The following is a 21,867-nucleotide window of genomic DNA, read 5'->3' on the forward strand; positions in this document are numbered from 1 at the left end:
AGTTTTATAGTCTTTGTTTGTTTGACTGTATAGCGCTTACGATTTCATTTCGTCCCTTGGTTTTTATAAATCACCCCGTCCTTCATCACAAAACGCACATCTTCCAAGGTTTTGATGTCATCTAAAGGATTTTCCGTGACGGCTATGATGTCGGCTTTGTAGCCTGTTTTGATTTGGCCAATGTCATTGATACCAATCAAATCAGCACCATTGATGGTGGCCGATTGGATCGCTTCTAAAGCGGTCATACCGTGACTCATCATGGCCGATAACTCATAGGCATTTTTACCATGTGGTATCAAAGGTGAATCGGTACCCAAGGCTATTTTAACTTTGGCTTTGATGGCCTTTTTCAAATTGGCCTGAGCCAGTGGCAAAGTTTCGCGGGCTTTTTGTGCTGTGATGGGCGGCATTTTATCGACATCATTAAGCACAAAATCTACCAAACCAGATGTGGGGACCAAATACACACCCTGCTGCTTCATCAGCTTCATGGCTTCATCATCAATCATCGAGCCATGTTCTATCGAAGCCGCACCGGCTTTAACAGCCGCAATGATGCCCTCAGTGCCATGAGCATGAGCCGCTACTTTATAGTGGTGTCGATTGGCTTCTTCCACGATGGCGCGCATTTCTGCATCACTCAATTGCTGTGCGCCAACCGTATCCTCTAAAGACAATACGCCAGAAGTGGCATGCATTTTTATCACTTTGGCGCCCTGCTTGATTTGATACCGAACGGCTTTAATGGCTTCATCGGTACCACTGACAACGCCCATCTTGTGCGTGGGCTCAAGTAAAGAGGGCACCAAACCTTGGGTCACATCGCCATGTCCGCCCAAGATGGTAATCATGTGACCAGCTGGAATGATGCGCGGGCCCTTGATCCAGCCCTGCTCTACTGCTTGGGCCAAAGAAGCACCGATTAATTCATCAGTGATGTGCAAAGAACCCACGTTCCGCACCGTGGTAAAACCGCCCATTAATGTTAACTCAGCATTTTTGGCGCCCCGTAAAGCGCCTTTGGTGGCAGTTTCCTGAGTGATGATGGCATCAAAATTACCCACATAATCTAAATCCAAATGGGTATGCATGTCAGTCAAACCAGGCAGCAGGTATTGATGTGTTAAATCAATGATGTGGGCATCTGCCGGATACTGATCGGGGTTAATGGCCTCAATGCGACCACCCACAACCAAAACATTGGCAGGTTCTATCCATTCTCCATTAACCACATCCAAATAGGCTTTGGCCTGTATCAATTGGCTGTTTTCAGCTTGGGCCATGCCCATTGAACTTAAAATCACTAATAGCAGTATCCGCATAATCACCTCTTAAAAAATCTCACAAGCATATCATATATATTTTAATCATTAATTCAAAAGCACTCAATACCAGACACCACACGTCAACAGGCTTGACCTTGGTTGAAACCAATGAATAAAATGTAAGTAAATTTACATATATGACATAAATTCACAAAAATAAACTAACAATCTGTGATAAAAATGAATACATTATTAGTTATGAAGATGATATTCAAAAAATTGAATATTTATGAATTTAAATCAAGCTATCTGGAGTTAGCCTATTAATATGAGTACTAAAGACATCAGTATTGCCGTCTGTGGCGAACCTGCTTACATAAAAAGTTTGATTGACAGCATCAGTTTTGAACCCGTTGATTCCGTTACCCTTCGAATTAAGGTACCAGGCATCGAAACAAAGCAGGTCCTGGAAATGAATATTGGCAAATTACAGGTTGATGACAACCATCGAATTGATTTTTTTGGTAGCAATGACGAGGCTTTGTTTGAATTCATGAAAACCCGACCAGCCAACGAATTTAACGGTTTGATTGTGGTGGTGAATGCCGATGACACACACAGGCTTGAAAGCATCCAGGATGATTTGATGCAGCACAAAAATTATTTAAAAAAACATGCATTGGTGGTGGCCGTTACTGGCAAAGAATACAAACGGATTAAACAGGCCGAAGAGCACATCAGACAAGCCTTGTATGACATCAGCATTGTCGCCCCAGTTTTCAGTATAGACCCTGAAAACAAACAAGACGTGAATCTATTGGTTGAATCACTGTTGTGTTCAGCCAGCCCTGGCATCAATGAATCGAATGTCGCCACTGCTTAATAAGCAAATCAATGATTGAATTAAACCCTATAAAACACTTTAACCATGACTAAATCTAAATCCACAGTTAAATTTGTCGCTGTTTGTTTCCAGAACTTTGACGCCATTACGCAAAAATTATTACTGTCTGCCTTGACTGACTCAAAATATTCAATTGAGTTGATGGAAGAGCCAGTTGATGCTGATTTATGCTTTTTCAATCAAGAACGAGAAAGCGACCAGCCGGAAATTGAAACTTTGATCGAGTTGTTAGAAAATCATGACATCCCATTGATTTTATTGACTGATTATAAAGACTTATCCGATAAACCATTGTTAAAAACCTTGGACAAGCCGGCTGAAAACCATCCAATCAGTGAATTTCTCAACCAAGTTCAAACCGTCTTCTACAAAGAACTCAACAACACCTTAAAACGCAAAGCAGCACAACAACCGGCCAAATTAATTTTCAACAAACATTTATCCAATGCGATCAACCCAGAACAAATTCAGTATGAAACCAATCGTTTCTATGCACAAAAATACGTGGGTCTAACCCCTGATATTGATTTTGATGTGGCCGCAGAACTCAAACACATCCAATTGAATCCTCAAAGCTACTTCTTTCATTACCTCAAAGCAGCGTTTGCTCTTTCCAAAGAGAATCAAAGAATAGCTCGGGTCAAAACGGTTTATGGTATTTTTTATGTCGATGCTTTACAAAAAGTGATTTATCACGATAAAAACACCGAAGAAATCATCAACATCCATAAAATTCCATTTTACAAAGAAACCCAAGTGACCATCCCTAAATTCAAACGTGCAGAATTGAATGCATTACAAGAGCTGTATAAGTTTGATTACGAGCCCTTTGTCTGGCTCAGCAGCATCAATGCCAGCAAAGGCAAGGTTCCCGCCCATATCGACTTCAATGCTCCCATAAAATTGCTGGCCTGGCCCGATTTGACAAAGTTGGTGGTCTTTAAACACTCCATTCGCATCATTGCCTTGTGGTCCAGAGGTCAGTACTCATTGAAGCAAACGGGTCAACTGTTAAAAATTCCTCAACGCTATCCACTAACCATCTACACGGCCATGCACGCATTGGGACTGATTGAAGAAGCGAAGCCTCAGTAAACCGCATTGATATGCAGTACATCATGAATGCTAAACGTTAAAATCACAGCACCAAAATTCTGACTACTGAAACAAGCTGAAATCAATATTCAGACACGTTTTAGTAGCCGTTCACTCAATTGAATTAAGCACCAATCAATCAAAGCCATGCCTGAATATAATGTCAGGCGCATATTCAAAAGCACCCGCATCGTAAGCACCGAATGCATTGTTGACACTTGCCATGTCATATCCCCTCAGCACATTGTTCAGATCATGGTATTGTGCTGGGAATAAATCATTGGCACAAAAATCAATGGCATCAGATGCCAATGATGGCCTGAAATCTGCAGCAGCTGCATTGATAAACAACGGATCGTTGCTTAATACAACACCAACATTTCCGCTCAAAGATGCCGTTTCATGAACTATTGAACAATCAATTTGTGCTGTGGCAGGTCCGTTAAAATTGAACACCGTACCGTTGTCCCAAATGATGCTGTTAAACACATTGAGCACTTGTCTGTTATCAATGTTGTTGGCCGTAAAAAAGTTGTTAACGTCATTGTTGACTACCGTGTTGTACACAAAATCGAGTTGCGCTGCTTGGCTATTGGCAGCCCCTATGTGAATCAATGAAGTCGCGGGTGATTGATTGCCATTCGATTCGTTGTCTCTGATCAGGTTGCCCTCTAAACGCAACATGGCCGAATCATTGATGACAAAGCCACTGACCAAGTTTGAGCGATTGCTGTTGATGTCAGTTTGGGAAATTTGTACATTGGACCCATCACTGAAATACCCTGCACCACCCTCAGCAGCAAGTCCATACCCAGTGTTGCTTTTCATTTCTGAACAATACTGCTCACCATAACTGCAGCCTGTTGCTGCTTGACTCATCACCAAAGAAGCTTGGTCTGTCACCACCATACCTGCACCATGGTTTATAGAACCATTAAAATTAACTTCTGTATTGATCAAATGAGCCGTTGAGTCTACACCCGTTAAATAGAGTCCGCCTCCACTTGGCTGTTGATCTTCATAAGCATAGTTGATGCTGATTTGTGCTGGATAATCAGGAGTGCCTGTAACGTTTAACTGGGCGCCTGTCTGTAAATAGATACCACCACCTTTATTGGCTTCATTGTAGATGATCCCGAAATAAACACGTCCTCCCACCAACTCTCCACTGGCATTGGTGATTTCACAGCCCTGCCCACCAAATATTCCACCACCATTAAAAGTGGCTTCATTGTTATTGATGGTTGATTTACTGTCTATTATCAATCGAGCCCCATCCGAACAATAAACACCGCCGCCGTAACCCGTGGCTTGGTTGCTGTGTACTTCGGTATTTTCTAACCTGAGGGTGGCGTCAGCACCATACACATGCAGCCCACCACCTTCAACCCCACGATTGTCATAGACAATTGAATTTCGAATGATGACGTTGCTGTTACCACTGACTTTGATCCCACCTGCCCCACCAGCAGAAACATTGTTGCCATCATACACCTCAAAATTTTCAATGATCACCGTAGCCACAATGGGTAAATCTGCAGCAACTTCAATCACCGTGTTGTTGTTGGCATTCAAGCCACTCCATTTAGATTTTTCACTGCCCAGTACATCAGCCTGGGCATCCATACAACTGTCATATCCACCTTTGAAACTTTTGAATTTATCCATGACAAAGTTATTGGTGTAAACCTGTTCGTTGGTTACCCGGACCTCTAATTCATTACTTTGGTAAGCCTCAAACAATTGATTGAAATCACAATCCACTCCCAATCCAACAGTGACGAATGATTTCACAACGCCTGTGATTGAAATCATTATTAACAAGCTTATCAATTTAAATCTGCACATACACACCTCTGCTATCTAAAAACTTATTTATACAATTTGAAGTCTGAAAGAGCCTGAAAACAGTCTGAATAGCATGGCAAATCGGTCTTTTTGTGAACCACTTATCAATTTTTGTAACAATCAACCTTCAACTAAATCGTTCAACACCATTCATCACAACTTATGCAAGTTAAACATATCGGCCCAAAAAATCGAAGAGTACGTCCTTACCAAATGATAAAACAAGATAAATGGGCAGAGCTGCCAGCCAAAAGTGATTATTCATAAGACAAATAACAAACAGCCACAAGCTCATGGGGTAGCAAAAACACACGAAACAAAAGCCATTAAGCCACCCCTCGCACAACAGATCATCATTTAGCCAAGCACACTCATTTAAACAGTTGATTTTTCAACGTTTTTATATCAATATAGTATGTAGTGAGTGGGCACAGTTCAAAAAGCAAATCTAATCTTTCAATTTGGAATATTTTTCAAGTGTTTCTCTGCAATGGACTTCTACTCTATGCCATTATGCTGGCTTCAATTGCCAACGGTGCTGATTCCATACAATTTAAACAAATGCTGGGGGAGGATGACCTGGCTTCAAATTATGTAAATCACATCATCCAACGGCAAGACGGGTTCATTTGGATTGCTACCGCCGAAGGGATCAGTCGCTATGATGGCAAAAACATCATCAATCACAAGTCTTATCCTGACAACCACAAAAGCCTTCCAAACCCATGGGTTAACTACCTATTGGAAGATCATAATCAGCAGCTTTGGATTGCCACTGCCACGGGCGTAGCTCGCATGTTGCCGGATGAAATTAACTTTGAACAATACAATTTTTCACCCATCAAAGAAAACTCAATTGCTGGCAACTACGTCGTACATATGATTGAAGATGACCACCATAGATTGTGGTTTGCCACGGAACGCGGTTTAAGTATGTATCAAGCTGACAGCAATGATTTTAAAAACCATTATATCGACAGCGATACAGACAACATTGACATAAACATCATCAATGCAATTGCTCAAAAAAACTCCCAACAACTGTGGATTGCCAATGACAATGGTCTTCATGTATTTGACATCCAAACAACCACCTTCACACCCCACCCATTAGATGACACAAAAACTTTTTCAATCTTGGATCTGGCTACAGAAAGCCAAGGTTCATTGTGGATAGTAACCGCTGATCATGGACTCAAAAAATTGGATACAAAAAACCATGAGCTAACCTCTTTTCGTTACCAATCTGACAACCTAAATTCAATGATCAGTGATGGACTTTGGGATGTCTTCATTGACCGAGATGACAATGTATGGGTGGCCAGTTGGGGTGAAGGCATCAGTCTAATCTCTGCAAAAAGCGGTGAAATCAGTCGTTTTTCTCACAACCAAGGCGATCCGCGCAGCATACCTAGCAATTTAACCACTGGTATATTCCAGGACAGCAATGGATTAATTTGGGTTTCAACCTATGATGGCGTTGCCCTATATGACCCTAATAATCACATAGAATCCATTCGTCCAGTACCTGGTAAGAAAAATTCATTGAGCAGTGATTTGGTGTGGAATTATATAGAAACAAAAGATGCCATTTGGATTGGCACCACCGAAGGCATCAACCGCTGGGATAAAAACAATGGTTTGATTGAAAGTTTTTATTCAGGTAAAGACAAAGATGCAAAGAACGACTTTACCTCAATTTGGACCATGGCCAAAGCAAACGATCAAACCTTTTGGCTAGGAACAGAGTTTGGTCTGGCTCAATTCGACACGCAAACCAAAGCAATGACTTTCTTGTCAGAGTCTCCCAATCGCAGCGAAAGTGAGGTTAAAGTGTTGGAAAACCCAGTGTGGTGCATGACTGTTAACCCAGATCAGTCGATTTGGGTGGGGAGCAATTCTGCCAATCTTTACTTAATTGACAAAGAACATAATTTAATCAAGGATTACACTGATCTGATTAAAACGACATTGGCAAAATATGAAAACATTGAGTTCACCGATATAACCCATGACACCCATGGCAACCTGTGGTTAAGTACGGTTTCTGGCTTATACTTTTTTAATCTCGAACAAAACTTGATTACACCGGTCAGATCAAACCGAGGAGAAGTCTTATATGAAAATGACTGGATTTTTTCGGTCGAAAATCATCGGGACAATCAATATTGGGTTAGCAGTCAATATTTTGGACTGTCACTGTTCCAACTTAATTTAGCAGGAACCATGGATCAGTTGTTACATTTTGATAACAGCCACCCTCAAATCGTTGATAGCAGCGTTTACACCATCATCCCAATCAACGACACTGATGTGTGGTTTACAGGCAGGAAAAACCTCTATCACATTGATTTAAATACTAATGAAGTAACCAACTATGGTCATAGTAATTTTGAATCCGATCTTATTTTTCATGAAAACTCTCAGCTCTTTTCAAATGACGAATTGATTTACTTGGGGAGCAATAGAGGCGCCATCCGTTTTGATCCACTGTTGGTTAAAAAGTCTAATTTCCAACCGAAAGTCTATCTAACAGGGATAAAAAGTAACAGCATGGCGATAGCGAAATCACTAAGTGATCCTGGTCTCCAGAATTTCAAGCAAAGCACCCAACCCGAATTCAGCATGGTGCCCATTCACTTGATAAAAAACCATACTTTTGATTATGCAGACACCATTTTTACATTCGAATTTGCTGCCTTGAATTACATGTATTCTGATGAATTGAATTACGCCTATCGAATACCTGAACTGGATGAAAAATGGATTGAACTACAAAACCGCAATGAATTGACTTTAACCAATTTGGCCGCAGGCGATTACCACCTGGAAGTCAAGGCCACCAACGCAGACCTCCAGTGGAGCGACCACACTGCAGCAATCAACTTCACGTTACTACCCAAACCCTGGTTAACTTGGTGGGCCAAATCAGCCTACATTTTAATCACCTTACTGATTCTTTCTGTCTTTATCAGACTCTATCGCAGCCGTTTAATGACCCAGTACGCCTTGGCTCACAGAGAAGTACAACTATCACAAGCCATTTGGGGCAGTGGTGATGAATTGTGGGAATGGGACATTCGGAAGCAACAAATCACCAGAACCAACAGTGAGGAATTAGACGACCAGCGCTCTCGATTTTTCAATGGTATTTTTGAATCCAACACCTTAAATATTCACCCTGATGACATCGAAAAATTACAACAAAAAATTCAAGACATACTGAGCGGCAAAAGCAATGAATTTGACGCGGTTTACCGCCAAATGAACAGCCAAGGTGACTGGCTTTGGATGCAAGACCGTGCCAAAGTAACCAGGTGGTCAAGCCAAAATAAACCCATCATCATCAATGGCATCAGCCGAAACATCAATACCATCAAGAAAAAAGAAGAAAGAAGCCAGCTTATAGCAACCGCTTTCCAAAGCAGTTCAGATGGCGCGCTGGTTTTAGATTCATCACTTAAAATCGTTTCAATCAATGCCGCATTCACCGACATGACTGGCTATGACGAGCGAATAATTGACAAAACCATGCTGAGGGATTCTGGACACATTTCTACTGATTTAATGAACTCAACGGCTTTATTCAAGCACATCAAAACAGCCATCGAAAGCGGTGATCCTTTCCGCAATGAAATAGCCATAACCACCATCACTGGTCAGACGATGCCAGTCGATCTAAGGGTCAACAGTATCTATAATGCACAAAAGAAACTCACCCATTTCATTGCAACCATCACCGACATCACATACCGCAAAACTTCAGAAGAAGCGTTAAAGAAACTGGCCAATTATGACAGCCTGACTGGATTACCCAATCGCTCATTGATGATGATCAAATTGAATCACGCCTTACTGCAAGCAGAACAAGAACTGGCACACATGGCTATCTTGTTTATTGACCTTGATCATTTTAAAAACATCAACGACAGTTTGGGACACACCATAGGCGACGAATTGTTGGTTGCGGTAGCCAATCGCTTAACCCAATGTGTCAGACAATCTGACACCATCGCCAGAATTGGTGGCGACGAATTCACCATTGGTATCCTCGGTTATGACAGCGAACATGATGTGATCAAGGTGGCAGAGAAAGTGTTACAAAAAATGGCCAAACCATTCCAATTAGAAAACCATGAATTAATCATTACACCGAGTATTGGCATCGCCACTTATGACGGCAGTAAAACCGACATTGAAACTCTATTAATGCAAGCGGACACCGCGATGTATCAAGCCAAAAGAAGTGGTCGAAATAACTTTAGGTTTTTTACCGAATCAATGAACCAAGCTGTGCTGCAAAGAGTCGACATTGAGATGCGCTTAAGAAAAGCGATACTCAATGATGAGTTACTGCTGCATTACCAACCTAAGTTTTGTTTGAAAACTGAAAAAGTAACGGGCTTCGAAGCGCTGTTGCGCTGGCAAGATGCCAACAACATCCTGACGCCTCCCGATGAATTCATCCCGATAGCAGAAGAAACAGGGCTGATTTTTTCCATTGGTGAATTCGTACTCGAAAATGCCTGCAAAGAACTCAACCGATGGCACAACAACGGACACCAAGACATCAGCGTAGCCATCAACCTTTCAGCGATTCAATTCATGGACAAAAAACTGGTATCAAGGGTCAGCCAAATGATGGAAAAATACCACATTCCACCATTGTCCTTGGAAGTAGAAATCACTGAAAGCACTTTGATTGAAAATTTACAATACACCGTTAAAACGTTGAAAGAACTGAAAAAACTGGGAGTGAAATTATCATTGGACGATTTTGGCACGGGCTATTCTTCATTGAATTATTTGAAACGCTTCCCCATTCACGCCTTAAAAATTGACCGCTCATTCATTTTAGACATGGTGAATGATGCCAGAGACGCCAGCATGGTTGAATCCATCATTTCATTGGCTCATAAACTGTCCATTGAAGTGATCGCTGAAGGGGTGGAAACCAAAGAACAATTAACGATGCTTGCATCCTACCAAATAGAACAGGTTCAGGGCTTCTTGCTCAGCGAAGCAGTGGATACCCATGCCGCTGCTGAGATTTTGCAACAAGACATCACTGTTTCTGAAATTCTGAACAAATGAATTAAGTTGAAATCTTCACTCATCATCATTCAATAGACCCATTATTTTAATGACATCCCCGGCACACCATCACTGCTGACAAAATCGCAGCAAAAACTGTCGATGACTTGGCATACCAGCAACCAAACTTCCAATTTGAGACTGCAATTCAGGCAACCCATCGGCTTGATCCAAGACTGACATCAATGGATGATTCCTGACTGGAATCACCCCTCTGGAAATCAACATCGCAGCCCATTGATGCTTGGCAATCAATGCCTGCCGTTGATCAATTAAACGTCCATGACTTTTAAACAGTGCCAATTGATGCTGCATGGCCTCACTGAGTTCGAGCTTTTTCAGCGAAATCCAAAATTCAGTTTCATTGTTTGCAGCCAAAGACATGGCCAAACACTCATAGTCTAGAAGCTGATTATAATCAGCCTGGGTCCAGCGGTTATACTCATGTGAATTGTAAGAATTTTTATTGTGAGGGAACAGTTTAACAAATGATTCTAACGCCTTAAAAACATATGAAAAATCACAGTAGTCTAACTGGCATGACTGAAAAGTCCCGGCTCCAATAAACAAACAATTATCCACCCATGATGCGACCTTATTCCCAGGGGTCAGTTCAGAAAACACCACATCAGCGGGTGGCTGTTCATCAGAATCCTGATTCACCATATGTTGCAGCAGGCCAATTGCCACTTCTTGATCAGTGAGTTGATTGCTGTTGTAGACGAATGTGGTTGCTGTCCTGTTTTGATCGCTGCATTGCTTTAACCAACCATTGGGCAGTGCCCGTACTGAAGTCTGCGGTAACAACGGCTCATCTTGATTGTTCAGCACAATACACGCCGTCCTGTTCACCGGTGAAGTCTCATAGCGGCTGTGAAACGACAAATTAAAATGGCTGTCTAAAACCGATTTTGCCAATAGACTACAATCGATAAAAAAATCGCCTTGAACTTTTAAACCCGTACTCATAAGCACTGCCGAAACCGTGCCATTCTCATCTGACTCAACCGCTTGCAAAGTCCCATCAGCCACTTTCACGCCGGCATTTATCGACAAACTTCGCATAAATGCCATCAGCTTAGCTGAATTAAAATTCAAGCCAAATGACAACTGTGTCAATGGATTCGGATTTGCCGGTGAAGGAAATGCAAACTTGCCTTGTCGAGCTGCCATCGCAGCCAAAGAATACTGGTGATAATCACCAACGTTACCACTTTGCATTGATTTCAGCCAAAAATGTTGAAACTCAAAAAAGCCAGCCATGTTCGGTGGTGCTGTGAATGAATTAAAGGCCCACGAACCAGCTCCCAACCAACCCTCATAGGCTTGACCTAAATTAAAAGCTGCATCGGTGGCTGCCATCAGTTGTCGCAGGTCTAAGCCCATAGATTGAAAAACTGAATTGACACTGGCTTGGGTTGAAACAATCGGTGAATACTCGCCACTGCCATCATCAATGATTTCGACTTGCAAACCGGACCCTTTTAATTGTGATGTCACATAGGCCGCTGCACAAAACCCAGTTAAATTGGCACCTACAATCACCACTTTTTGAATTGGCACACTCATGATTTACACCACCTGTTGATGGTTTCCTGGTGATTGGGCATACCCGCCACAGCTTGATTGACCACGCCTTTCATTTGTTGCATGATCATTTTTAATTGAGCGGTGTCAATCATATCCACCTTAGGATGGTATTGTTCAGGCATCAACTTTTGCCCCAACAACACCGCCAACCAATTCTCATGGACAAATATCTCATCATCACAGCGTGCGATTTGACCGGTTTTTTTGAATAATTCAATGCGATAAGACAAGGCTTCAGGAATTTCCATGTTTTTACAATAAGCCCAAAAAGGTGTGTCTGATCTTTGTGTGGTTTTGTAATGCAGGATCAAAAAGTTTTTAACCTGTTCAAACTGTTCAATCATTTGTCTGTTGTACTCATCAATATCAGCTTGATTGAAACCTTGATCAGGAAACAAGTTAATTAATTTCATGATACTGGTTTGAATCAAGTGAATGCTGGTGGACTCCAAAGGTTCTAAAAAGCCACTGGACAGCCCCACCGTCACACAGTTTTTATTCCAAAATTGGTTTCTTCTGCCAGTATTGAACCGAAGCACCCGCGGCTCAGTCAAAACCTCACCTTCCACATGCTTCAACAAAGTATCAATGGCCTCATCATCAGATAAATATTGCTGACAAAAAACATAACCATTGCCCACCCTGTTTTGCAATGGGATGCGCCATTGCCACCCGGCTGCTTGCGCATTGGACTGGGTATATGGAGTTGGTGCTGCAACACTTTCAGTTTGCACCGCAACTGCACTGTCACACGGCAGCCACCGACTGTAATCTTGATACCCCGTTTTTAACGCTTGTTCTATCAGCACCCCCCTGAAACCAGAACAATCTATAAACAATTCACCCTCAATGACCTGCCCGCTTTCTAATGCAACGTCCTTGATACCACCTGCATTATTCAGTGACACAGCAACCACTTTACCTTCGATTCGCCTCACACCCGCCTTTTCAGCCACTTGCCTTAAATACTGTCCATACAAAGTCGCATCAAAATGAAACGCATAAAAATAACGTGAAAGCACTGATTTCGGATCCTGATTGGGATGGATGAACTTATTTTGTTTGGCCGCTACATAACCAGGTGAATAAGCACTGATCGGTGTCTCATCGCCCAGTTGATTCAGTTTAAGCCAATAATCATGAAAGGAAACGCCATTCATGTCATGACCAAAATAACTGAACGGATGCATATATGAGTCACCTAATTGGGTCCAATCATTGAACTCAATGCCTAGCTTATAGGTGGCATGGGTCGCGCGCATAAAATCATTTTCATCAATCCCCAGCTTTTGATTGAACTCACGAATGCCGGGAATGGTCGCTTCACCCACGCCCACAATGCCAATTTGATCTGACTCCACCAAGGAGATTTCACAGTGAGTACCTAAATACCGTGACAAAGCCGCTGCAGTCATCCACCCTGCTGAACCACCACCCACGATAACAATTTTTTTAATCAATTGATTTTCCATACCCAACAATTCTAATGACTTTTCAAATCAAAGTAATGCATTTATTATTTATTCACAGAATGAGCAGCCATGATAATAGATTTAATGACTGATGGCCTCTTCAATCTGTTGACTTCATTGCTCTCCTCATGTGTTTAATCATACAAACACAAAAACAGTCATTTGACCCACGGTTTCGGAAAAAGACCTCATCGATTAACGCACAGTTAACAATCAACTGAAGGACTTCCTCGTCCTCACCACCCAACCCTAAGCACATCACCACTAAAAACACAGCTACCCCAAGATGAGCAACAATTCAGTATTAAATCAGTAATTAGTCAGCTTTGCTTCAGTATTCAAATCCCAATGTTTCTTATACTTTTCTGTGAACGATCAGCGCCCAAACCAATGGCCCGGTCGCCTAAAAACCGAAAAGAGGAAAATCATGAAAATACACATCAAGTTAATCTTATTGCTGTTCACCGCATCATGCCACGCTGCCATCGATTGCACTTTACCGGCCACCGTCGGAGGGGTTCAATATTGCCCCAATGTGGGTTACCAGACCTGTGCCATCGATGTGCCCAGTGTTGTGGGCGTGGTCCACCAACGCTATTTTTGTTTCAGTCAACCCAATAACCTGGCATCGGCCAATGCGGCCTTTATGTTCCATGGCGGAGGCCACACCGGCAATGCTGTGGCCAAACATTGGAGTGACCAACAGAACGAAGCGTTCATCATATTGCCATCAGCACGAATGGTGAATGGTACCCGCAAATGGAACACCGTTAACACAGAATACCCAAATTTTGACGCCTTGGAAACCATCCACGGACATTCAGACACGCGATTCATTGGCATGGTACTGAATGCCATCAATGATCAATTCAGCTGTGATCAAGCCGCCCCACCCGTACCCTGTGTCAACAACCACTATGCCGCAGGCTTTTCCAGTGGTGCCGCAATGGTGCTGCAATTACTCACCAGAAATGAATTCAGCGACCAATTCAGCGGCTATGCTGCAGTCAGCAATTACCTCGATGAAGCCAAAAAAACACCGACCCAAACCCTGCCCAATGGCAACACCATAGGTAACATCAACGCGCCCTTTGTACCAGTTCCCACGGCTTACATGATGGGCACCGACGAAAGAATCAACTTACCACTCAAAGTAATTATAGACGTGGTCGAAAGTGGTTGCCCAGATCCTGATTTGATTTTCGATGATTTGTTGTGTTTTGGCTCCATGGTAGAAGAAACACTGTATACCAACCGCTTGGATACGGCCGTGTGGTTGCGTCATCACTTGGGTACCATCAAGCAATCGATCACCCAAATGTATGACAACGCCACCGACGATACATTAATCACATCCCAATTGTATGAGGCAGATCCAACCATTCCTAATGCCGTCAGTGTCTGGGTCGGAACCGTCATCAATGGTGGTCACAGTTGGCCCAGCATCAACAACCCCAAAGCTGACCCCAACCACTCCGAAGACTTTGAAACAGCCGCACAGCTGATCACATTCTGGACCGACCACGCTGATTGGTAAACTGAGCAAAGGAATCTAGCCAGCATTCAATCAAGGAACATCAATGCATGATTTTGTATGAAAGAACTGGCTAGAATCTATAACCGTGGTCAAATTGGCTGACCGCTACAAGTTGGCGTTCTGTCAATAACAGCATCACCGTCTAAACCCAACCATCAAGAAAACCCCAAATAAGTTTACTGTGATCACAGGCGGTCTAAATAAGCCTGATCACCCAACTGGATGATCTGCTGTTCTATCCATTCTGCCCGTTGTTCCATGTAATCGGAGGGAGGCTGAATGGTATAGCTTTTCGGCGCGGGTAATCGGGCAGCCAACAAAGCCGACTGATGGGTGCTCAGCGATTCAGCCGGAACCCCAAAAATGGATTGTGCAGCGGCTTCGGCACCATAAATGCCATCACCAAACTCAGCCACATTCAGATACAACTCAAGAATGCGCTGTTTCGGAACCAGGGTCTCAATCGCCGCCGTAAAATATACCTCCAGTCCTTTGCGTACCCAGCTGCGCCCAGACCAAAGGAATAAATTCTTTGCCAATTGTTGACTGATGGTGCTGGCACCGCGCATTTGTTTTCCCGCTTTACCGTCTTCAATCACCTGTTGAATGGCTGCCACATCAAAACCCCAATGATCCGCAAATTTTTGATCCTCAGATGCAATCACTGACATGGCCAGCGAAGGGGCAATCCGATGCAGCTCACGCCATTCATGCCGTATCTCGATAGGACCGTGCTCCTCACTGTAATCACGCTGTAGCATAAATGCAGTGGTGGGTGGATCAAACCAACGCAAGCACAGCACCAACAACAAAGTGGTGGAAAACCAAACCACCAATAGGCCTAATAGCCACCGTTTGAGTTTTGATAAAAAGCCCCGTTTTTTATTTTTTTTCACTATTTAATTGCTTTATAAAATCACGTAAATCGCCCATATTTTCAATAACTTTATGTTGAATACTGTTAGGTTCATTAGCATATTCAAACTGACCAGGCATTTTATTACCGGCCTTTCGTTTAATTTGATTGTTTGCTGTCACTGTAAACATATCGTAAGAACCATTTCGAGCATGAAAATAGCCATCGCTACCCTTTTTTAACAACATCAAACAATCATCGTTCAAATCAAAATCATACGTTGTAGAAACGCGCTCACAAACACCATTGATACAGCCGCCAAATTTAATAATTGTTAAATGATTCTCTTTTACTACACCCTTCAGAACCTCTTCTATTTCAACCGTATAAAAAGTATGCGGAGAATTTTTATTGACCGCAAATGGAATCTTTTCTCCATTCAAAATTGTAAAGGCATTTAATGTATATTCATGATTTCTAACTTCTATGTCAATGATTTTACCTTTGACAATATAGTCAGATTCCTCAATTTGTTTTTTCCAACCTATGTCAACAAAAATCGCGGAAATTGAAATGTTGTATATAGATAACAAAGTGATAAAAATGTATGGTTTTAGCTTCATAAATAATTCCATATTTTAATTAAAATAAATATATTGTTTCTCTAAACCATCAGGCACAAACCTCATGAATCTATTTTCACACGCGTCTCAAATTTTTGCCACTGATAAAAATCACAGCATTGGCCACATTCATGGATTCAATGAGATTTAAGTGATCAAATATTCAATATTATTTACCCTGAATGATGGCTTGTGCCTAGCCTGTTTTTTTTCAATTCGCCCCATCAGTTGATTGGCCTTGATCGAACCCTTATAGCACGGCTTCATGTTTAAGTTAACCGGTAAATCGAATACCTGAATTTTATCAATCACCGCATAGGATTCAAAATTACTTTTTAACAGGTAAAAGTGTCTATATGCCTCAAGCTTTGACTGACAGTAATTTTGTGCTGATTCACTGCATATACCCGTGATTTAACTGCAACTGAATTGCAAAGCAATGGCCCATTATCTATGCTAAATAACAATAAATAAACAGACAAAACATGCAGGGAATGTTTGCTGTCATTGCTCCGTTGTGGGTCAATTTAAACCAGGCTTTATATCATACAGTTGCTGACTTATCGATCACCATGCACCACGCCTTTGGTCTACTGGTAACATGTTAACTGGATGGTTTTACCCACTAATCGGCACTTTTATCTAAAAACTCAATTTTAAGATGATGGGAAACACTTAACCAAACAACATTTCCTCATTCACTACAACATTGAGATAACAAGGTTACTGAGCTCATATTTCATATATTAAATAACGCAGTCAGTACCTATAGCATATTGGCAGCAACTAACCACACAAGCTATGCTGTGGGTTTTAATATTTCATTAAAGAATTGAACACCATAGAAATGCAAATAGAAACCAAAAACATCAGCAATAAAACCTTTATCAGCATTACCCTATTATTGTGCCTAACAATGATATTCTTTCAGACGGCGCAACAAATGCATTATTCTAGTCTATATAACATTGGCGACCCCAATTTAGGTTTTGATGAAGTGCTTTTCAAACAATTCAGAAAATGGTTGCTGTGGTTGCTTTATGCAGGAATATTATGGTTCCAAGTCAAATCCATGGCTAATAAAGAACAACTGAGTATGCTGGATATCAGTAAAACATTGGCAGTTATTGGTCTGATCTTGGTGCTGGTGATCGGCAGCATGTCAATGTTGGAAGTGGTGATCAGTGGACAAAAACTATTGGAAGGCAACAATTACCAAAACTACTTCATCTCCTTGGTCTTTCAAAAACTACCCATATACTTTTTTGGCTACAGTTTTCTGGCATTCATCATGTACCTCTATTGCATCAACAACCAACTCAGCGTCCAGGTTCTTAAGCTCAGCCAATTAACCAAAAAAGATTTGAGCCAATACTACCAAAAAACAAGCAACAAGGACCTAGAAACCCCTGTTTTAAAAATCAAAGTGGGCAACTCATATAAAATCATTTCGGTTGATGACATAGACTGGATAGAAGCCGATGATTACTGCGTCAACATTCACTGTATCAACAAAGAAGCGACTTATTCAATGCGATCCAGCCTCAAGGCGCTGGAAGGCAACCTGCCAGAGAACTTTCTTCGCGTTCACCGCAGCGCCATTGTTAATATGAATAATGTACAAGAATTTCAAACCCAAGGCACTGGCCTGGTTAAACTTAAATCAGGTGATGAGGTTTCAGTATCTAAAAGCAAGATTAAAATGATCAATGATTTTTACCATACTGGGTTGGCATAAAATGGATGTTCTGGACTGATGATTCATCCCATGTGCCCTGCCATTTGATTTCAAAGACAAACCCACCTTTCATCGATGAAATAAAACCAATAGCTAAGATTTTTGCTTTGCTCATAGCCTGCCAATGCCTCTTAATAATGACGGCATGTCTTCAGGTCTACTGACTCAAAACAAGCACAGTCGCCAATTCCTATTGAGGCTAAAGCCTCATTGACCATCAAACCTATATTTCCACATCACAGGTATTTATTGCCAATTAGATCCATGGCCACAAGGTTTCTAAAGGAGTGTCCACATCCACCCTGATTACCATTATGTATGACTGAATTATCAACACAACTCCCTGACACTGGCTTCACCTTTTAAAAGCCACCACAGCCCTTAAACTCCTATACAAAGGCCAAACACAAGAACCGCAGAGATTTACACTATCGATCGTTGTCAGTAAACATGTGAACAACAATCATACAATGCATTCACGGTCTCAGGCTTTAAACAAGATCATGGCTTTGTTGTAGCAACTATTTTCATCCTTTGGGTGCTGAGGCCGAATCAATTGGATGATTCTGAAGAGTCATTTCAAACGCAGTCATGTGCGCCCTCACTGCTGTAAAAACGATAAATTTTGATTTAAACGGCTGAAATTTTGCAGTTAACAGCCCTTTTCTGCCGTTTAGGGTTAGCAATGGCGTTCAATCCCTTCACTTCAATATCGCCTAAGTTCACTGCATTTGTATTTTAAATCATCGAACAGTATCTAAGATAGTCGTTGATGGCTCACATTAAGTTAATGAAATGCTAATGAAATATTAACTCTTTTAGCAACAAAAGAAACCCTATGTGAAATAACGCCATGCCATTTTTAGGATAATTATTTTGGAGAAAAAAATGAAATTGAAACGTAATCCTATTACTAATGCTGTACAAAAAGCATTATTTACAGGTTTTATCGCTTCTTCTGCTTTTGGTACTGTTGCTTTGGCACAGGAAGAAGACGCAGTTGAAGAGCAAGGTAAAATCACTGTAACGGGTTCGCGCATTAAACGCTCAGACGTTGAAGGTGCATTACCTATTACAGTCATTACTAGAGAGCAAATCGAATTAAGTGGTGAATCTAACGCTGCTGACTTCATTCGCAGCTTAACTTTTAACAGTGCCGGTTCTTTCCGTCCACAATCAGGTAGCTCAGCCCAAGGCGAAGCCACTGTATCATTGCGTGGTTTGGGTTCTTCTAGAACTTTGGTATTGATCGACAACCGTCGTTTACCAAAATCACCTGCCACTGGTTCAACACAAAACTTGAGTACCCTGCCTATGGGTGCGATCGAAAGAATTGAAGTGTTGACCGATGGTGCTTCAGCGGTCTATGGTTCTGACGCGATTGGTGGTGTTATTAACATCATCACACGTTCAGATTACCAAGGCGCTGAAATCATGTTGGGTGCTGCCGACGTTTCAATTCCTGCCAACGGCGGTGAAAGAGAAGAAGGTTCTATCGTATTCGGCGCTTCATCAGACCGTTCTAGCTTATTGGCTGGTGTCTCTTGGAATGACCGCGAGATCGTTTTCGCACGTGATTTCCCTTGGGTGATTCAAGGTTCTTCTGTATACGGCAACAGCTTCACCACCATCACTGATGGCTTTGACAATTTCGATTGGACCTCTTATGCCAATGGCGCAGGTTGTGATTTCCCAGGCACTGGTTTCTTCACTACACCCAACTCGAATTCACCGAATGGCACACGTTGTTCATACGATTTCACTTTGGTATCAGCTGATGAAGCTTCTACTGAAAACAAGTCTTTCTATGCCAAAGCAACACATGAAATCAATGACAATTGGGAATTGTGGGCCAACACCACATTTGCTCAATCTGAATCTTTCGGTCGTTATGCACCGGTTCCTGATTCTTCTTACTTTGGTGCGCCGTTGACTGCCAACAGCCCCAACAACCCAACCAATCCAGCAAGCCCTTTGTATGATCCATCTTTGGGTCTGGACCCACAAGGCGTTAACTGGTGGCACCGTTTTGATGCCCTGGGTAATCGTGATGGCACAGTAACCACACAACAATTGGATTTCTTGGTGGGCACAACTGGCCAAGTAGGCAATGCCGAAGTTGAATTCGGATTGCGTCACACCGACAACAGAACCACTGATGTGGGAACTAACTACTTATTGCGTTCTGCTGCTTTTGCTTTGATCGAAGACGGTTCTTATAACTTGGCAGACCCATACAACTCGCCAGAAAGTGTGTTGAATGCCATGAGAATCACTATTTACCGCAATGCCAAGTACGATCAAGACGAACTGTTTGGCTCGGTTGCATTTGATCTGTTTGATATGGACGGTGGCCCGGCTTCAATGTATGTGGGTGCTGAGTATCGCCAAGAAAAATATGCAGATCAATACGATCCACAATCAGAAGCGGGTCAAGTCGGTGGTTCTGCTGGTAACTCAGCTGCTGGTAACCGTGACGTAACTTCTGTGTTCTTCGAAGCCTTGTTCCCAGTTTTGGACAACTTAGAGTTCAACTTAGCCGGTCGTTATGATGACTACTCTGATTTTGGTGACAACTTTGCACCTAAATTATCTGTCAGATGGCAGCCATTGGATAACTTAACGGTACGTGGTTCGTATGGTCAAGGTTTCCGTGCGCCTACTTTGGACATCTTAACTCAGAAACCATCTTTTTCAGCGACTTCTGTTCGTGACCCACAGTCTTGTATCGCACAAGGCCAAGACCCAGCATGTTCATTACAAATCAATGACAACATCGTAGCTAACCCAGCGTTACAACCAGAAGATTCTGATCAGTTCTCTGTTGGTTTGGCTTATGAACCCGTCGATTGGTTTAACTTCACACTTGATTATTGGGACATCGAAATCACCAACCGTATTCGTAGCTTTGGTGCACAAACTTTGATCAACAATGATGCAAACGGTGTGGCCAACCCTCCAGGCTTGAGTTGTACCCGTGCGCCATCAGGTGCCATTTTGTTCTGTACGTCCGGTTTCGGTAATGACGGCACAGTTGACACTTCTGGTATTGATTTGAATGCCAGGTTCAATTATGAGTTGTTTGGTGGAAACATGAGTACAAGTTTCCAATTGGCTCACATGCTCGATTACACCATCGACGGAGGCAGTGACTTAACGAAAACGCCTGGTTTACCAGAACAACGTGCCGTACTGTCTAACATGTATTCATATGGCGATTGGAGCTTGGCTTACAACATCAACTACATTGGTGACCAAGATGCAGATGCAGCAAATACATCAGCGCCTTCTTGGACCACTCATGATGTACAGTTGAACTACCATGCACCTTGGGACGGTCGTTTCACAGTCGGTGTACGTAACGCCGGTGAGAAATTCCCACCAATTGGACGTGGATTCATTGATTCACGTGATTATGACTTTAACCTGTATGACGGTTTTGGTCGTGTGACTTACTTCAGATACACACAAACTTTCTGATCAAGTCATTGACTGAGCACATGAGTTTCAACGGAAACTCATGTGCTTAAAATAGGTTTGTACCATCACTTATAAAACACAGAAGCAATGAACCATGTGTTTTGGTATGTTCTCTTAAAAGAATTGCATCTATATAGTAGGCATCGGAGTGGTGGTACACTTTTTCTTAAAAACCCTTTCTGTAGTAAATCCTATTGCTAAACTCAGGCGTTTGGCAGTTATCAATTAACACCTGTCTTTGTATTTTCTGAAATTTCTATTTTAATACAACCCTCACTGGCCATCTAATGCCTGGCCTTGACCAGCTCAAAGCGTCAGAAATCAAAATTTTACCATCAATCCTTTCACTGAAATGTCACCCG

12 protein-coding genes are annotated in these 21,867 nt (G+C 42.1%); 6 read left to right on the top strand and 6 right to left on the bottom strand.

Features of this window, described 5'->3' with window-relative positions; translation table 11 throughout:
* Positions 1 to 44: 44 nt before the first annotated feature.
* A complete protein-coding gene (locus CCS90_RS07480; RefSeq protein WP_099018932.1) occupies positions 45 to 1,325 on the bottom strand; it encodes a metal-dependent hydrolase family protein in 1,281 nt (426 codons plus the stop codon).
* A 271-nt stretch (positions 1,326 to 1,596) separates the two neighbouring features.
* Between CCS90_RS07480 and CCS90_RS07485 the strand changes: the two genes are divergently transcribed.
* Both CCS90_RS07485 and CCS90_RS07490 read left to right on the top strand, forming a co-directional pair.
* Complete coding sequence (locus tag CCS90_RS07485; RefSeq protein WP_099018933.1) at positions 1,597 to 2,151, top strand: hypothetical protein; 555 nt, start codon at positions 1,597 to 1,599, stop codon at positions 2,149 to 2,151.
* 45 nt (positions 2,152 to 2,196) lie between these two features.
* Entirely contained in the window at positions 2,197 to 3,267 is a 1,071-nt protein-coding gene (locus CCS90_RS07490; RefSeq protein ID WP_099018934.1) for a hypothetical protein, read from the top strand.
* 135 nt (positions 3,268 to 3,402) lie between these two features.
* Here CCS90_RS07490 and CCS90_RS07495 read toward each other — a convergent pair whose 3' ends face one another.
* A complete protein-coding gene (locus CCS90_RS07495) occupies positions 3,403 to 5,082 on the bottom strand; it encodes an autotransporter outer membrane beta-barrel domain-containing protein (RefSeq protein WP_099018935.1) in 1,680 nt (559 codons plus the stop codon).
* Positions 5,083 to 5,628: 546 nt separating this feature from the next.
* Here CCS90_RS07495 and CCS90_RS07500 point away from each other — a divergent pair.
* Complete coding sequence (locus CCS90_RS07500) at positions 5,629 to 10,209, top strand: EAL domain-containing protein (RefSeq protein ID WP_099018936.1); 4,581 nt, start codon at positions 5,629 to 5,631, stop codon at positions 10,207 to 10,209.
* Positions 10,210 to 10,278: 69 nt separating this feature from the next.
* Here the strand turns inward: CCS90_RS07500 and CCS90_RS07505 are convergent, their stop codons facing one another.
* Together CCS90_RS07505 and CCS90_RS07510 are read right to left on the bottom strand one after the other, a co-directional pair.
* On the bottom strand, positions 10,279 to 11,778 hold the full coding sequence (locus tag CCS90_RS07505; protein ID WP_099018937.1) for a tryptophan 7-halogenase: 1,500 nt from the start codon (positions 11,776 to 11,778) through the stop codon (positions 10,279 to 10,281).
* Positions 11,775 to 13,271 carry a tryptophan halogenase family protein gene (locus tag CCS90_RS07510; RefSeq protein ID WP_099018938.1) on the bottom strand — a complete coding sequence of 499 codons (1,497 nt, stop codon included), beginning with the start codon at positions 13,269 to 13,271 and terminating at the stop codon, positions 11,775 to 11,777. The genes CCS90_RS07505 and CCS90_RS07510 overlap by 4 nt, the downstream gene beginning before the upstream one ends.
* Before the next feature lie 427 nt (positions 13,272 to 13,698).
* Between CCS90_RS07510 and CCS90_RS07515 the strand changes: the two genes are divergently transcribed.
* Positions 13,699 to 14,808 (top strand): alpha/beta hydrolase family protein, encoded by a 1,110-nt coding sequence (locus CCS90_RS07515; protein WP_133566547.1) that lies wholly within the window; start codon positions 13,699 to 13,701, stop codon positions 14,806 to 14,808.
* A gap of 185 nt (positions 14,809 to 14,993) precedes the next feature.
* Here CCS90_RS07515 and mtgA read toward each other — a convergent pair whose 3' ends face one another.
* Positions 14,994 to 15,704, bottom strand: a complete 711-nt coding sequence (gene mtgA, locus CCS90_RS07520; protein WP_099018940.1) for a monofunctional biosynthetic peptidoglycan transglycosylase — start codon at positions 15,702 to 15,704, stop codon at positions 14,994 to 14,996.
* The gene (locus CCS90_RS07525; RefSeq protein WP_133566548.1) at positions 15,691 to 16,287 is read right to left on the bottom strand and encodes a hypothetical protein; all 597 of its coding nucleotides are present in this window, start codon (positions 16,285 to 16,287) and stop codon (positions 15,691 to 15,693) included. Before CCS90_RS07525 ends, mtgA begins: the two co-directional genes overlap by 14 nt.
* Before the next feature lie 847 nt (positions 16,288 to 17,134).
* On the opposite strand from CCS90_RS07525, the gene CCS90_RS07530 reads away from it, so the two are divergent.
* Positions 17,135 to 18,025, top strand: coding sequence for a LytR/AlgR family response regulator transcription factor (locus CCS90_RS07530; protein WP_099018942.1), 891 nt, complete (start codon positions 17,135 to 17,137; stop codon positions 18,023 to 18,025).
* A gap of 888 nt (positions 18,026 to 18,913) precedes the next feature.
* Positions 18,914 to 21,505, top strand: a complete 2,592-nt coding sequence (locus CCS90_RS07535) for a TonB-dependent receptor plug domain-containing protein (protein ID WP_099018943.1) — start codon at positions 18,914 to 18,916, stop codon at positions 21,503 to 21,505.
* Positions 21,506 to 21,867 lie beyond the last annotated feature (362 nt).

Source organism: Marinicella litoralis, assembly GCF_002591915.1.
GTDB lineage: Bacteria > Pseudomonadota > Gammaproteobacteria > Xanthomonadales > Marinicellaceae > Marinicella > Marinicella litoralis.

What these genes read in the sequence shown, in the direction of transcription:
- CCS90_RS07480 (WP_099018932.1), bottom strand. Translation starts at nt 1,325, where the DNA reads ATGCGGATACTGCTATTAGTGATTTTAAGTTCAATGGGCATGGCCCAA.
- CCS90_RS07485 (WP_099018933.1), top strand. Translation starts at nt 1,597, where the DNA reads ATGAGTACTAAAGACATCAGTATTGCCGTCTGTGGCGAACCTGCTTAC.
- CCS90_RS07490 (WP_099018934.1), top strand. Translation starts at nt 2,197, where the DNA reads ATGACTAAATCTAAATCCACAGTTAAATTTGTCGCTGTTTGTTTCCAG.
- CCS90_RS07495 (WP_099018935.1), bottom strand. Translation starts at nt 5,082, where the DNA reads ATGATTTCAATCACAGGCGTTGTGAAATCATTCGTCACTGTTGGATTG.
- CCS90_RS07500 (WP_099018936.1), top strand. Translation starts at nt 5,629, where the DNA reads ATGCTGGCTTCAATTGCCAACGGTGCTGATTCCATACAATTTAAACAA.
- CCS90_RS07505 (WP_099018937.1), bottom strand. Translation starts at nt 11,778, where the DNA reads ATGAGTGTGCCAATTCAAAAAGTGGTGATTGTAGGTGCCAATTTAACT.
- CCS90_RS07510 (WP_099018938.1), bottom strand. Translation starts at nt 13,271, where the DNA reads ATGGAAAATCAATTGATTAAAAAAATTGTTATCGTGGGTGGTGGTTCA.
- CCS90_RS07515 (WP_133566547.1), top strand. Translation starts at nt 13,699, where the DNA reads ATGAAAATACACATCAAGTTAATCTTATTGCTGTTCACCGCATCATGC.
- CCS90_RS07525 (WP_133566548.1), bottom strand. Translation starts at nt 16,287, where the DNA reads ATGAAGCTAAAACCATACATTTTTATCACTTTGTTATCTATATACAAC.
- CCS90_RS07530 (WP_099018942.1), top strand. Translation starts at nt 17,135, where the DNA reads ATGCAAATAGAAACCAAAAACATCAGCAATAAAACCTTTATCAGCATT.
- CCS90_RS07535 (WP_099018943.1), top strand. Translation starts at nt 18,914, where the DNA reads ATGAAATTGAAACGTAATCCTATTACTAATGCTGTACAAAAAGCATTA.